This window comes from Micromonospora sp. NBC_01392, assembly GCF_045040125.1.
GTDB lineage: Bacteria > Actinomycetota > Actinomycetes > Mycobacteriales > Micromonosporaceae > Micromonospora.
On the sequence record NZ_CP109549.1, the window covers coordinates 5,160,041 to 5,174,181 of the forward strand.

13 protein-coding genes are annotated in these 14,141 nt (G+C 73.0%); 6 read left to right on the forward strand and 7 right to left on the reverse strand.

What is annotated here, in order from left to right:
- Positions 1-124: 124 nt before the first annotated feature.
- Positions 125-811, reverse strand: a complete 687-nt coding sequence (locus tag OG767_RS22030; protein ID WP_405090307.1) for a Tat pathway signal sequence domain protein — start codon at positions 809-811, stop codon at positions 125-127.
- Positions 812-991: 180 nt separating this feature from the next.
- Here OG767_RS22030 and OG767_RS22035 point away from each other — a divergent pair, with 180 nt between their 5' ends.
- From OG767_RS22035 to OG767_RS22045, 3 genes are all read left to right on the forward strand, one after another.
- The gene (locus OG767_RS22035) at positions 992-1,735 is read left to right on the forward strand and encodes a TetR/AcrR family transcriptional regulator (protein WP_405090308.1); all 744 of its coding nucleotides are present in this window, start codon (positions 992-994) and stop codon (positions 1,733-1,735) included.
- Between the two features lie 176 nt (positions 1,736-1,911).
- A complete protein-coding gene (locus OG767_RS22040; protein ID WP_405090309.1) occupies positions 1,912-2,541 on the forward strand; it encodes a DUF6230 family protein in 630 nt (209 codons plus the stop codon).
- 2 nt (positions 2,542-2,543) lie between these two features.
- A complete protein-coding gene (locus tag OG767_RS22045; RefSeq protein ID WP_405090310.1) occupies positions 2,544-3,008 on the forward strand; it encodes a DUF6114 domain-containing protein in 465 nt (154 codons plus the stop codon).
- A 58-nt stretch (positions 3,009-3,066) separates the two neighbouring features.
- On the opposite strand, the gene OG767_RS22050 is transcribed toward OG767_RS22045, so the two are convergent.
- Both OG767_RS22050 and OG767_RS22055 read right to left on the reverse strand, forming a co-directional pair.
- A complete protein-coding gene (locus OG767_RS22050) occupies positions 3,067-4,065 on the reverse strand; it encodes a hypothetical protein (protein ID WP_405090311.1) in 999 nt (332 codons plus the stop codon).
- Positions 4,062-5,045, reverse strand: coding sequence for a hypothetical protein (locus OG767_RS22055; RefSeq protein ID WP_405090312.1), 984 nt, complete (start codon positions 5,043-5,045; stop codon positions 4,062-4,064). Before OG767_RS22055 ends, OG767_RS22050 begins: the two co-directional genes overlap by 4 nt.
- Before the next feature lie 315 nt (positions 5,046-5,360).
- On the opposite strand from OG767_RS22055, the gene OG767_RS22060 reads away from it, so the two are divergent.
- The 3 genes from OG767_RS22060 to OG767_RS22070 are packed head-to-tail and all read left to right on the forward strand — an operon-like array spanning position 5,361 to position 9,672.
- A complete protein-coding gene (locus tag OG767_RS22060) occupies positions 5,361-6,209 on the forward strand; it encodes an AAA family ATPase (protein ID WP_405090313.1) in 849 nt (282 codons plus the stop codon).
- Positions 6,206-7,366, forward strand: a complete 1,161-nt coding sequence (locus tag OG767_RS22065; RefSeq protein ID WP_405090314.1) for a VWA domain-containing protein — start codon at positions 6,206-6,208, stop codon at positions 7,364-7,366. The genes OG767_RS22060 and OG767_RS22065 overlap by 4 nt, the downstream gene beginning before the upstream one ends.
- Complete coding sequence (locus tag OG767_RS22070; protein ID WP_405090315.1) at positions 7,363-9,672, forward strand: CHAT domain-containing protein; 2,310 nt, start codon at positions 7,363-7,365, stop codon at positions 9,670-9,672. The genes OG767_RS22065 and OG767_RS22070 overlap by 4 nt, the downstream gene beginning before the upstream one ends.
- Here the strand turns inward: OG767_RS22070 and OG767_RS22075 are convergent.
- From OG767_RS22075 to OG767_RS22090, 4 genes are all read right to left on the reverse strand, one after another.
- On the reverse strand, positions 9,665-11,038 hold the full coding sequence (locus OG767_RS22075) for a hypothetical protein (protein WP_405090316.1): 1,374 nt from the start codon (positions 11,036-11,038) through the stop codon (positions 9,665-9,667). The genes OG767_RS22070 and OG767_RS22075 overlap by 8 nt on opposite strands.
- 41 nt (positions 11,039-11,079) lie before the next feature.
- Positions 11,080-12,534 (reverse strand): CATRA conflict system CASPASE/TPR repeat-associated protein, encoded by a 1,455-nt coding sequence (locus OG767_RS22080; protein ID WP_405090317.1) that lies wholly within the window; start codon positions 12,532-12,534, stop codon positions 11,080-11,082.
- Positions 12,531-12,866: a CATRA system-associated protein gene (locus OG767_RS22085; RefSeq protein WP_405090318.1), complete on the reverse strand. Its 336-nt coding sequence runs from the start codon at positions 12,864-12,866 to the stop codon at positions 12,531-12,533. The genes OG767_RS22080 and OG767_RS22085 overlap by 4 nt, the downstream gene beginning before the upstream one ends.
- Before the next feature lie 204 nt (positions 12,867-13,070).
- A complete protein-coding gene (locus tag OG767_RS22090; RefSeq protein WP_405090319.1) occupies positions 13,071-14,084 on the reverse strand; it encodes a UDP-N-acetylmuramate dehydrogenase in 1,014 nt (337 codons plus the stop codon).
- Between the last annotated feature and the right edge of the window lie 57 nt (positions 14,085-14,141).

Consider the following 14,141-nt stretch of genomic DNA (forward strand, 5'->3'; position numbering starts at 1 on the left):
GGACAACTGTCACTGTGTCGCGCGGCGACCCCGCCCACCTGACACCACGTACCCGATCGGGTCGGCGCACGGCGGGGGGCCGGTGCACGGCGAACCGCCGCGCACCGGCCCGGGGGCCGGGTGGTCAGTTGACGAAGACCGCCGGGCTGCCGGTCTTGCTGGTGTCGCGCACCGGCGAGTACGTCGCGGTGAAGTACGCGGTGCTGAAGCAGAGCGACGGGCCGGAGAACTTGGTCAGGGTCTGGTTGGTGAACGCGATCGAGTTGGTGGCGTTGGCCGCCACGCCGGTGAGCGTGTTGGTGCTGGTCCGGTAGACGCAGGTGATCGGGCCGAGCAGCGAGTTCAGCACCACGGTGCTCTGGATCGGCGCGGCCGAGGTGCCGGAGATGGTGACCACGCCGCCGCTGGTGACCGACGTGGTGTACGGCAGGTTGTTGACGGCCACGCTCTGCACGCCGGTGGTGCCGAAGATGTTGCTGGTGCAGCTCGTGAACGACTGCGCGGTGAGGCTCTCGGTGGCGGTGCCGGGAGCGGTCGGGTTGCTCAGCACCTTGGCGCTGAACGTGGACGCGGCGCACTTGACGCCGGTGGTGCCGCTGGCCGAGGAGTAGAAGGTCGCGCTGGTGCCGGTCTTCAGGCTGGCCTGGATGACGTCGTTGACCGACACGGCGGTGCCGGCCGCGGTGGGGTAGGTCAGCACGGCGCTGGCCAGCGAGGTGGAGGGGGCGGCGGTGGCGGGGGTGGCGCCGACCAGACCGGTCAGCAGCGCCAGGGCGGCGAGGCCCGCGCCGATGCGTCCGTACCTGGGCATGGTGGTTCCTTCCGGCGGTGGGACGGGGGTGGTGGTGGAGCCGGACGGCGATAATGACGGCCGTTCGAGCCCTTCCGTGGTGATCACCAATGGTGACGGGCTGTGAACTGAGCGTGTCGAAAGTTATAAACCTCAGAGGGTCGTAAAGTCAACGCATCAAGGAAGGCCGATATCTTGACCATGCAGAGCCCGCCCCCGCCGGCACCGCTGCCGGGGGCCCGGCACGGCCGCGATCCGGACCGCGCCATCAAGCGCGGGCCCCGGCGGGTACCGGCCGAGGAGGTGGCCGCGACCCAGCGCGACCGCCTCTTCGACGGGCTGGTCCGCGAGGTCGCCACCCGGGGGTACGACAACGCCCGGGTCACCGACATCTGCCATGCCGCAGGCGTCACCCGGCCGGCCTTCTACGCCCTGTTCAGCGGCAAGCAGGACGCGTTCCTCGCCACCTACCGGCATGGCATCGCGGTGGTCTCGCAGCTCATGGAGACCGCCTACGCCGACGCCGGGCCGGCCTGGCCGGACGCCGCCCGGGCCGCGTTGCGCACCCTGCTCGACGTGCTGGCCAGCGTGCCCGCCTTCGCGCGGATGGCGCTGGTCGAGGTGGACGCCGCCGGCCCGGACGCCCGCCGGGAACGCGACGCGCTGCTGCACAGCTTCCGCCGGTTCTTCGCCGACGCCGGACCGGGGCCGGCGGTCGCCGGGGTGGACCGGGACGTGCTGGTGTCCACAGTGGTCGGCGGCATCCACGCCACCATCCGCGCCCGGGTCGCACAGGGGCGGGCCGAGGAGCTGCCGCTGCTGCTGCCGGTGCTCACGTACGCGGCCACCGCGCCGTTCCTCGGCCCCGAGGGCGCGCGCCGGGCCACCCGGCGCGCCGGCCCGGACGACGGCCCGAGCACGGCCGCGCCGTGCGCAGCCGACTGACGATCCGGTGAGAAACCGCTGCGGTTTTTCACTTTGGCCGCATTTGGCACATGCCGGCGAACTCTCTGTTGACCGCCACTTTACCCAGCGGTAACTTCGGCCTGCGCCCCTGGCGCGAAATCCTGCGAAGCCAATTCACATCGCCGCACATGAATTGATCTCGAAAGGAAGCCGCCATGTCGGAGCAGACCGCACCGATCGAGCCCGGCCAGCCGAGCAGCGGCGTACGCTGGCGCCGCTTCGCCGTCACGCTCGGCGCCGTCGCGGCCGGCGCCGCCGGCATGGTCGTGCTGACCGCGCAGGGCGTGCTCGGCGCGCAGTTCGCCATCTCCGGCATGCCGTTCACCGTCACCGCCGACAAACTCGAAGGCACCGGCTTCGAGCAGTTCGCCACGCTCGACCAGATGATCCCGGACAGCCCCAACCAGGGCGACACCGGCGGCCAGGTGGTGGTGATCGTGTCGGCCATCGACAAGGCCGAACTGACCAACCTCTGCCAGAGCATCAGCCTGGGCGGAATCAACCTGCGGATCACCGCGGGCGGCTCCGGCAAGCCGGTCACCGCCCGCACGCTCGTCGTCGACGGCGACGAGGTCGCCGGCAACGCCTCGTTCCGCAACATCAACGTCGGGCAGGACGCCAGCACCGTCGACCAGGTCCCCGGCGTGAAGGGCAACCCCGGCGTCTTCGCCCAGCAGGCCGACTCGGTGACCATCACCAACCTGCGGCAGAACAACTACGCCACCACCGCCGCGGTCTTCACGCTGCCCAACCTGCACATGGGCTTCAGCTCCGACGGGTGCTGACGATGACCGTCGGACAGCACGCGGCGCCGGCCACCCGCCCCGGCGGGCGCTGGCGCCACTGGCGGCGGGCCCGCCCGTTCACCGCCGGCCTGCTCATCGCGCTCGGCGGCGTCGAGATGCTGGTGACGCTGCGCGCGCCGCTCGGGGTGCTGCTGCACGTCGGGCCGCAGGGACTGGCCGCCTACCTGGTCCCGGCGATCCTCGTGCTCTGCGGGGCGCTGCTGATCGCCACCCCGCAGCAACGCGTCTTCTACGCGCTGCTGTCGCTGCTGCTCGGGCTGGTCTCCTGGCTCACCTCGAACCTCGGCGGGTTCGTCATCGGCATGCTGCTGGCGCTGGTCGGCGGCGCGCTCGCGTTCGCCTGGACGCCGGACAAACAGCGGGCCGGGAGCGCCCCGCCGCCACCACCCGCGCCGCGGGAGCCGGCCGACGACCCGACGGAGGTCATCCCGCTGGACCGGGGCTGACCGCGCCGCCTCGCCCGACCCGACCGGGACGGGCCGGTCGACGCGGCGACGGGCACGCTCAGGCGACCGCCTGGTACAACACCCGCATGGACCGGATGGCGGACCGGACCTCCTGAAGGATCGCGGAGGTCGCCGGCGGCGGGACCCAGGGGTCGTCGCCGCTGTCGAAGCCCACCGTCTCCACCGCGCAGCCGTACCGCAGGCCCAGCAGCCGGACCGCGTCACAGTGCTGGAACGGCACGAAGATGTCGGTCGTGACCACCAGCAGCCGCGCGCCGACCGACGCCGGCCGCACCAGCTCCGCCCAGCCGACCAACGTGTCCGCCGTGTTGGCCCGCTCCCCCGGCCGGGTCGACGGTGCGGCCAGCACGTGCACCGGCGGGTCCACGTCCCGGTGGGACCGGACCCACCAGGGCTGGCCGGCCCCGGTCGTGCCGGAGTGCCGCTCGGTGGCGGGCGCCGCGCCGAAAGCGTGCCGCAGCGCCTCGTCGACCGCGTCGCCCTCGGTCGCGACGGCGCCCAGCCCGAGCCCGGCGGCGACCACGTTCTGCTCCGGAATCGGCCGCAGGCTGCCCAGCCCCGCGACCGAGCCGGCGCGGACCCCCCGACGCAGGATCGTGGCGGCCAGGTGCGCGCGGGCCATCATGGTGCGGACGCCACCACCGAGCACCAGGACGTGGTCGAACGACCGGCCCCGCGGCGTCACCCGGCCGGCCAGACCCAACGACCTCGCCGCCGACCGGATGCGCGCGTCGGTGTCGGCGGCGAAGCTCTCCCCCACCACCTGGTGCCGCTCCAGCCGCCCCTTGCGGTGGTCCCACCGGGCGGAGAACTCCTCCAGCGCGTCCAGCCGGTCGCCGAGCGGACCGACCGGCCGCGGTCCACCACCGAACTCGGCCAGCAGCGCGGCCAGGGCCGGTGAGTCCACCCAGGAGGCGATCCCCTCGGCGATCCCGGCCCGGTCCGGTGGACCGGAGCCGACGCCGGCCCCGTCCGCCCGGCCCGCCGGCGGCCCGGTGGTGGGCAACGGCACCGCGGCGAAGACCGTCGCCGTCACGCGGCCAGACTCCCGGCCAGCGCCCGGTGCAACCGCTGCATCGACAGGATCCCGGACCGGATCTCCTGGAGGTAGCGGTCGGGGTTGGTGGCGTCCGGCGCGAGCGGCACGGTGGCCTGCGCCGGATCGAACCCGACCGTGTCGATCCCGCAGCCGTAGCGCGCCGCCAGCATGCGGATCGCGTCGCTGTGCTGGAACGGCACGTAGATCGGCGAGGTGACGACGAGGATCCGGTCCGACGGGCGGAGGCGGGAGCGCCGGGCCCAGAAGTCGTACGTGTCGGGGGTGTTGGCGCGACGCAGCTCGGGCTCGCTGGACGGCGCGGCGAGCACCTGCACCGGCGGACCGTCGGCGGGGCGGTAGGTGCGCACCCGCCAGGACCGGTGCGTCACGGCCCCCTCGGAGGACTCGTCGCGCGCCGGCTCGGTGAGCCCGAACGCGTGGCGCGCGCCGACGTCCATCGCGTCCATCTCGAACCGACCGTCGGCCAGGCCGGGCAGCGTGGTCTCCGGCTCGGTGAGCGGTCGGAAGCTGCCCAGCGCCGCCACCTCGCCGACGGAGACGACACCGTCGCGGACGAGCCGGGCAGCGTACTCGGTGCGTTGCAGGCAGGCCCGCCCGAGACCACCCAGGACGAGCAGGTGGTCGTACGCCGCGCGGGGCGGGTCGACCGGCTCGACGAGACGCAGGGCGGTCGCCGCGGCGAGCACGAGCGCCGCCCGGGCCGGCTCGAACGTCGGCGCGGTCACCTGGTCGCGCTCGACGTTGCCCCGCTTGCGGAAGTCCCAGTGCCGGTCGGAGAACGCGTCGAGCCACTCCAGCAGCTCGCCGACGTCGGCCGACGGCAGGGCGTCGCCGTACTCCTCGACCAGCGCCCGCATCGGCGGCGACGAGATCCAGGCGAGGATCTGCTCGGTCGTCGCCTGCGGACGGAAATTCGGCTCGCAAGTCGGAAGGGCGACAGCGTCGAAACTGACCATGTTTCTCCTTCGCGGAACTCGTCGCGGACGGGCCGAGAAGTCGCGACCGCGCCTCGCACTCTAGACGACAACGACGTCCGTCGGTCGCTGGCGCTCCCGGCGTCGGACCGTGCATCGTGGCCGGTCAACACGGATTCGACAGCACGTCGCCCGGCCGGCCCCACCGCATTCGCGACACCCGCGGAATCGATCGGCAGGACCCGCCCGGCGGGCCGGTCCGCACGTGTCGTGGCGCGCCCGCTCGGTCGACCGGTATCGGCGGGTCACCCGTTCATAGGATCGACAGGCGTGCGGCCCCGGGCCGAATCTCGACCGATGCCGAACGCTTCCTTCTCCACCCCGGAACGGATCGCGGAGGAACTCGCGAGGTTGAACTACCTGGCCGATCCCGGACTCGCCGCGGCGGTCTTCCTCGCGATGAAACTCAAGCTGCCGCTGTTCCTCGAAGGCGACCCGGGCGTGGGAAAGACGGTGCTGGCCAGGAAGATCGCCGAGCTGCTCGGCGTCACCCCGATCCGGTTGCAGTGCCACAGCGGCATCGACCGGTCCCAGGCGCTCTACGAGTGGGACTTCACCCGCCAACTGCTGCATCTGCGCGGCACGCCGGACGGCGAGTCGATCTACCGCAAGGAGTTCCTGATCCCCCGGCCCATTCTGCGGGCCGTGCAGCAACGTCCGTCGGTGTTGCTCATCGACGAGATCGACCGGGCCGACGACGAGTTCGAGGCCTTCCTGCTGGAGGTCCTCGAAGGCGAGACGCTCACCATTCCCGACTACCAGACCATCACGATCGACGAGCCGCCGTTCGTGGTCCTCACCTCCAACGGCACCCGGGAGGTGCACGGCGCCCTCAAACGGCGGTGCGTCTACCACTGGGTCGACCATCCCACCGAAGCGGACGAGGCGGAGATCATCCGGCGCAACGTGCCGGAGGTGGCGGACACTCCGTTGGCCACGCAGATCGCGGCCGCCATGGCCAAGCTGCGGCACCTGTCGTTGGTGCGGCCGCCCGGGGTCGCCGAGTCGATCGCCTTCGCCCGGGCCGCCGCGGCGCTCGGCCGGCGCACCGTCGCCGAGGCCGCCGACGACGCGCTCGGGGTGCTGGTGAAGCAGCGCGAGGACCAGGAGACCGTCCGCGACGTCCTGCGCGCGGAGGCCCCGTGACGCCGGACGACGACCCGGTCCGCGACCTGGTCGGGTTCGCCGGTCGGCTCCGCGCCGACGGGCTCCGCGTCGAGGTGGCGCGGGTGACCACCGCGATGCGCGCGCTCGGCGCGTACGAGCGGCTCGACCGGGACGCCGTCTACTGGGCGACCCGGTTGACGTTGTGCTCGCGCCGCGAGGACCTGCCCGTCTTCGACGCCGCGTTCGCCGCCTGGTTCGGGCCGGCCGCGTCCACCGGGCCGGGTGACTCCGCGCTGCCCGGCCCCGCGCGGGTCCGCCCGGCGACGGTCGAGGAGCCGGGTCGGGACGACACCGCCGATCCGGGATCGGCCCGTTCCCGGGCCGGCTCCGGCGAGCGGCTGGCGACCGCCCCACCGTGGACGTTGAGCGCCGCCGACCGCGCCGAACTGGCGTCCTTCGTCGCGGCGTTCACCACGGCGGTTCCGCTGCGCCGCACGATGCGCCGTGCTTCCGGCGGGCGGCGGCACGTCGACGTGCCCCGCACCGCGCGGACGATGATGCGCACCGCGGGTGAGCCGACCCGGCTGTGGTACCGCCGTCGTCTCCACGCGCGACGTCGCCTGGTCCTGCTGCTCGACCTCAGCTACTCGATGCGGGCGTACCGCGCTCTGCTGCTGCGGTTCGGGTACGCGGCGGTCGCCGCCGCACCGCTGACCACCGAGGTGTTCACCATCGGCACCCGGCTCGACCGGATCACCCGGGAGCTGCGGTCCCGCGATCCGCAGGCGGCGATGCGCGCGCTGGCCGCCCGCCGCACGGACTGGGACGCCGGCACCCGGCTCGGGAGCGCCGTCACCGCCTTCGGCCGGGTGTGGGGCGGCCACCGCGTCGTGCGCTCGGCGCACCTGGTGATCGTCTCCGACGGGTGGGAGCTGGCCGATCCGACGCCCCTGGTGGCCCAGGTCAGCCGACTGTCCCGGCTGGCCCACGCGGTGATCTGGGGACACCCGAAGGCCGGCGATCCCGGGTTCACCCCGTACGCGCCGGCGCTGGTGGGCAGCCTGCCGTACGTCCACCTGGTCGCCACGCCCGACGCGGCGGCCCTGCGTGCCCTCGCCGGCATGCTGGCCTGTCCGAGCTGCGGGCCGCGCTGCCGACGTCATCGCGACCACCGGAAGTGGAGTGTCCCGACGTGACCCAGGCCCTCGCCGACGCGGTACGCCGCGCCCTGGCCCGCGACACCATGCTGCGGCTCGCCCACGACGCCGAGCAGGCGTTGGTCATCGTGCGCAAGGACGACCACAAGGCCCGGGTGTTCGACAACGAGGAGGCGTTGCTCCGGATCGCGGTCGAGCGGTACCTGGTGGAGGCGACCACCCGCCGCGAATGGACGGGACAGGTCGACCACGACTGGTCATTCCGCAGCGACGGCAACGCGAACGCGGCCACCATCCTGCGGTTCTGCGCCTACCTGGGTCATCCGCTGGCCGCGACGCCCGCCGTCGAGGAGCTGTACGGGACGGCGCTCGCCGAGATCCGTCCGGCCGACGGGCCGGTGCGTGACAGGTGGACCGAGGTCACCGTGACCTACCGGCTGATCCGCAGCCTCCGGGCGTCGGGGCGACCCGCGGACGCGTTGGCCCTGGCGGCGGCCCTGGACCGCGAGTTCTTCTTCGCCAGCGGCGCGGAGCCGTGCGCCGGCGACGTCGACTTCGAGACCGGCGCCTGCCTGCTGGAGCTGGGCCAGGCCGCCGAGGTGCACAGCGCGCTCGGCGAGCTGGCCCAGACCTACTGGGAGTCGACCGAGGCCAGCTCCTACTCGACCCGGCACCGCTACGGCTTCATCCTGGCGCTGGCCGACCAGGCCACCGGCGACACCGACGAAGCCGTCACCCGGATGACCGCGGCGCTGGCGCATCTGGAGGAGTTCCGGATCGCCGACCCCCAGCACGACGTCTACGAGTTGTCGCTGGCGCTCACGCTCGCCGAGCTGCTCGCGCTGACCGGGCACGGGAACGATCGCGCGGTCGGGCTCGCGGGGCGGGCGCTGACGGTCGCCGAGGGGATCCGGAGCCGATGGGGGGTGATCTCCCGGGCCCGTACCCCGTTGTCGACGGCGTTCCGCCGGGTCTACGGCGACATCGCGCTGCTGGCCGCGGCCCTGCCCGGTCCGGCCGCCGCCGAGCTGGGACTGCGCATGTGCCTGGCGGCCAAGCAGACCGGGCTGGCCGCGCAGATGCGGGCCGAGGTGTCGTTGCTGCCCAACCAGCTTCAGGGCCTGATCGACGACGTGCTGAAGGCCGAACGGGACGACCCCCTCGACCACCGGGCGGACGCGCGTGCGGTGCGGGTTCAGCGGGAGGAGCAGAACCGGGAGATCGACACCCTGCACCGGCGGATCGAGAAGCGGGTGAACCCGATCTTCGCGGAGATGACGCTGCCCACCCCGACGGACCTGACCACCCTGCGCCGCGCGTTGGACGACAGGTACGCGCTCGACTTCGCCGCCCTGCCGGACAGCCTCGCCACGGGGACGAACTGGTTCCGCGCGCTGATCACCCCGGGCGACGGTGTCTTCTTCGAACGGTTCACCCCGGGTGCGCAGCTCGCCGCCTACGTCGCCGGTCGGCGGGCCCGGGACCCGCAGGCGCCGATCGACCTCGACCTGGGTGACCCGGACTGGCACCGGCTGGCCCTCGACCTGCTCCCCGCCGAGCTGCGCGGCCGGCTCGACGCGGTGACCGGGGACCCGCTGGAACTGGTGATCTCGGCGCACCAGGAGCTGTGCCTGGTGCCCTGGGCGGCGCTGGTGCTCGACAGTGGGGGCACCCGGCTGGTGCGCCGGGCCGTGCTCACCCACACCCCGGTGCTGACCTGCCTGTCCGGCTCGCCGCCCCCGGTGGTCACCGGCCCGGCGCTGGTCCGGCTGGTGCCGCTGGCCCACGACGGCCCGTCGGACAACCTGGAACGCAGAGCCTGGAACCTGAACCGGGGGGACGTCCCGCTGAGCCGCTGCCCGTTCGACGAACAGGAACCCACGGCCCACGCGTCCCCGCGGATCAGCGTGGCCCTCCGGCGGGGAACGGAGTGCGGACTGCTCCACGTCAAGGCGCACGGCACCGGCCACGGCCTCGGGCAGCACCTGATCCTGCCGGAGGAGACCGACACCGGGGCGCAGTTGTCCGCCGCGTACGCGTTGGCCCTGCGCTGGCCGGCGTCGACGCTGATGGTGTCCTGTCAGGTCGGCGCGGTGACCAACGTGGCGGACATCGAGCCGGTCGGCCTCGTGGTGGCGGTGCTGGCCGGTGGTGGGCGGTCCGTCGCCGCCGCGATCGAGGAGGTGGCGAAACTCCCGGCCAGCCGGATGGCCGCCCATCTCGTGGGGCTCATCCGGCGGTCCGGGATCCGCCTCGACCACGCGCTCCGGCTCGCCCAACTGCACTACCTGCGGTTGGGCGAGCCGGTGGCGAACTGGGCGCTGTTCAACGCCTACGTCAGATAGGGCGGGTCCGGTTCACCGGCCGGCCCAGCACGGCCGACACCCGCCCGGCCCGGCCCGGCTCGTTGGCGTACTTGTCGAGGATGAACCAGCGTGCGCGCCACGCGCGGTAGCCGGGCCGGCCGCCGAACGCGACGCGGCACTCCTCGACGCCGTCGAAGAAGTTGGGCATGACCGAGCCGCCGAACCCACGCAGGTGGCTGCGCTGCGTCTCGCGGCCCTTCGCGTCGGTGACCGGCTCCGTCAGCCAGGCGGACATGGCTTCCACGGCGTCGTCGTCGAGCACCTCGTGCGCCAGGCACGGCGCGAAGGACAGCGTGCTGGGCAGCCGGTGGCCCGGCATCAGCAGGCCGGCGGCCAACCGGATCTGCACCACGGCGAGCCGGAGGCCGTGCCGCAGCTCCTGCGGCTCGCCCCCGCTGGTCAGGATCGGCCTCTCGATCTTGGAATAGGCGTGGTCGAAGCGGGCCGCCAGGGCCTTCCGACTGTCGTCCCAGGACTCGTCGTCGCCGAGCGGGAAGTACCCGAGCCGCTGCATCTCCGGAGACAACCCCAGCATCAGCAGGATGGCCCGGGCGGTCATGATGCCCGGGTTGACGAAGCTGGTGGGCAGCGCCAGCCGCTCCTTCGTCGGCCTGTCGACGAAGCCGTGCTCCGCGACGCGCTCGGCCGCCGTGAGCGCCTCCTCGCCCCGGGTCGCGCCCTCCGCCAGATCACTGAAGATCATCTGTACGCGTTCCTCGCGGCGCTGCCGGTCCGCGTCGTCGCCCTCGGCCGCGAACTCCTCCGCCCACCTGTCGATCACCCGCTCGGCGATCCGGCACGCGGTCCCGGTCTCCGCCAGCACCAACTGGAGCAGCATCTCGTCGTAGTGCAGCTCGAATCCGGCGAACGGGGAGGGGACGTTCTTCGGATCCCGGTGGTAGGAGAGACAACTGGCGTGCCGGTTGCGTGCCTTCTGGTGAAAGGCCTGCGCGCGGTCGTAGGACGCCTGCGTGTCCTCCTTCGACTCGGCGAGCGCCAACGAACGCAACGCGCCCAACGACCGCGGGGCGTACTCCGGCCACGGCAGGTCGAGGGCGGCGTTCGCGACCCGCAGGATCCACTCGTGATTCCGGTCCCGGTCGCCGTCGCTCCCCCGCCGGTTCGGGATCCGCTCCAGGGCCGACCAGGTCGCCTCGTACATCAGCCAGCCCATCAGCGGCAACAGCTCGGCGACGTCGTCGGGCGGCACCTGGGTACGCGGGTCACGGTCGTACGCCACCACGTCGGCCTCGATGGCGGCCACCAGGTCGTCGTCGCAGGTGATCTCGCCCCGGCGCAGGGCAAGGCAGAGTTCCTCGAGGCGCTCGGCGCTCATCACGGTCACGGATCCTCCTGCGGTCGTCGTCGCACACGGTCGGGATGGGTTCATCGCAGTTCACGTCGGGACCGGATCGCCCGGCGGACCAGCCAGCCGGCGAGCGCCACCGCCGCGGCGGCGGCCGACCAGCCGCGGGTGAGCGGTGCGGCGGGCGGATGCGCGGTCTGCCACCGGACCAGCCAGGTCACCACGAACCAGGTCACCGAGGCGGCGAAGCCGGCGGCGGCCAGGCCGACCCAACGCCGGCGGGTCGACCGGAGCGCCGCGGCGAGCAGCAGGAACAGCCCACCGGCGGCCACCGAGACGATGAACGGCGCCCGCAGCGACGCGTACATCGGCCAGTCGTAGCTGAGCGACTGGGACGCGGCCAGCAGCAGGCCGACGGCGGCGAGGACCGACGTGTGCAGCGCGGTGAGGAACTCGTTGCGTTCGGCGAGGGCACGCAACCGCCGTTCCAGGTCGGCGGCGCCGATCTGCGCCATCGGCTCCGCGTAGGCCACCGTGTTGCGCGCCGTGTCCGCCGCGTCGTCGATCTCGGTCAGCAGCCAGGCCACGTACGCCAGGTCCGCGGCCACCGGCCCGGCCAGGCCCTCGATCCAGGCGAGGCGGTCCGGCACCGCGAGCGTGTCCGCCCAGTCGCGCAGCCAGATCCGGGCGTTGTGCTCCTCGGCCGTGACCGTCCGGGACATGATGCGCAGGTCGGCCTCGTCGGCGGCGCCCAACGCCGTCTCCCGCCGGAGTTTCCGGAGCCGCTCCTCCCGGGCCTCGGTCGGTTCGGGGTCGGCCCGCTCACCGGCCTCGACGCGGGACGCGAGGTCGTACAACCGCGCCTGTCGGTCCGGCGAGCGGCGCTCCGCGAACCGGCGGGCCTCGTGGCGGACCTTGGCCATCTCCCAGAGGTAGCCGGGCAGCGGCCGGAGTCGCGCGTCGCCGTCCGGCCACACCCAGGAGTCGCTCAGCGACTCGCCGGCGGTCGGCGCCAGCAGCACGAGGACGCGTTCCAGGCGAGCCGGGTCGGGCGACGGAACCTCCCACAGCCAGGTGCCCGGCACCGGCTCGGTCGGTTCCGCCCCACGGAGGTCCGCGCCGGCCGGCAGCGCGGCCTCCGCCGCGGCGGCGAGCCGGTCGGCGTCACCGTCGCCGTCGTACAGCGCGTAGAACAGCCGCACCCGACCGGTGCAGTCCTCGTCGGCCGTCGCGCCCACCGCCGTCCGCCACGTCCGGTCGAGGTCGCGCCAGTCCGCGGTGCCGTCGACCGGCGCCAGGCAGACCAGGAACGCGTCGAGGCGGGCTGTGGTGTACCGCAGCGCCTGCCGGGTGCCGGCGCCCGGGGCGGTGAGGAACTGCCGGGCCCGCAGGCCGTCGCCGCGCACGAGCGGCACCCGGTCGGGCTCCCGCATGCCGAGGCTGCGGCAGGCGGCGGTGATCCGGGTCGCGATGCCGGTGTCCCGGAGGCCGTCGAAATAGGTGTACGCGTTGAGCGCGTACGCGTGCAGTCTCATCGGCCCCGGCCGTCCGGTTCCGACCCGTCCCCCTTCTCCCGGCGCAGCCGGTCGGTCAGCCGATCGGCCTGCCCCCGCAGCGGCACCGACTGCCGAACGTCCCTGGTGAGGTCCGCCTTGGCGCCCAACAGATTCTCGAGCGCCTCGATCCGTTGCCGGCACCGATTGACGGCGACCAGGTCGCGCCGATCCAGTGCCTCATTCATCAGCACCAGACAACTGCGGAACTGTTCCCATTTCTCCGGCGGGAGCGTCGCCTCACGGATGTCGGCCAACGCGTCGATGGCGTATTGCAGGATGTCGTCGGGGTCGGGCGCACCGGTCTCGTTCATCGACAGTCACCATAGGCGAGGACGCCTGCGGGGAAGTCGCCCGTCGGAGGCGTGCCGACACCGGAACGGTCGCCCGACGCTCATCCGATCCGGTCGCGAATTGCCGGACGTTCAGCCCTTCGACCAGTTCGACCGCAATCACCGCGGCCACTTCGCATCGACGCCGGCACATTGTCGGCTAACCGACACGCCGAGAAAGACCGTTCAGAAGGAACAGTTGACCAGATCGCATTCGGGCCCCAACCGGATACCGAAACGCGCCTCGACGCCCGCGCGGATGTGCGCCGCGAACTTCATCACCTCGGCCGTGGTGGCGCCACCCCGGTTGGTCACCGCGAGCGCGTGCCGGCTGGACAGCGCCACCGTGCCGTTGCCCCAGTCGTGACCGTAGCCCCGGGGGAAGCCGGCCCGCTCGATCAACCAGGCGGCCGGCAGCTTGGTGCCCTTGACGTCCGGATAGCGGGGGCACTCCCGGGCCTGCTCCGGCACCTCGGCGAGGACCGGGTTGATGAAGAACGACCCGACGCTCCAGGTGTCGTGGTCCGCCGGGTCGAGAACCATGGCGCGGCTGCGCCGCAGCGCGAGCACGGCCTCGCGGACGTCCGCCGGCGCGGCGGTGCCGCCGACGTCGATGCCCAGCCGCTTCGCCAGTTCCACGTACTCGATCGGCCGCGACTGGTCACTGCGGCGCAGCCGGTACGTCACCTCCACCACGACCCACCTGTCGCTGTGCTTGAAGACGGACTGCCGGTGGCTGCCGAAGCCGCAGCGCTCCGGCGTCCACCGCTCCAGAGCGCCGGTCTGCCGGTCGTAGACGGAGAGCGAGTCGAGCACGTCCGAGGTCACCGTGCCGAACGCGCCGACGTTCTGCACCGGCGTGCCGCCCACCAGCCCGGGGATGCCGGACAACGCCTCCAGGCCGGCGAGCCCCGCGTCGACGGTGGCCGCCACCAGATGGTCCCACTCGACACCGGCGGCCGCGGTGACCAGCTCCCCGTCGATGCGGAACTCCGAGGTCGCCAACCTGACGACCGTCCCGTCCCAGCCGACGTCGCCCACCACCAGGTTCGAACCGCCGCCCATGACCAGCAGCGGGTCCCCGGCGGCGGTGGTCCGGCGCAGCAGGTCGAGCAGATCGGGGGTGGTCTCCGGCACGTACAGGCGACCGATCGGACCACCGACCCGCATCGTGGTCAGGTCAGCAAACGTGGTTGTCACCGTGCCAGCCTACTGACCGGCTCACCGCCGTCCGCGGCTTCCTCGGCGCCACCCGTC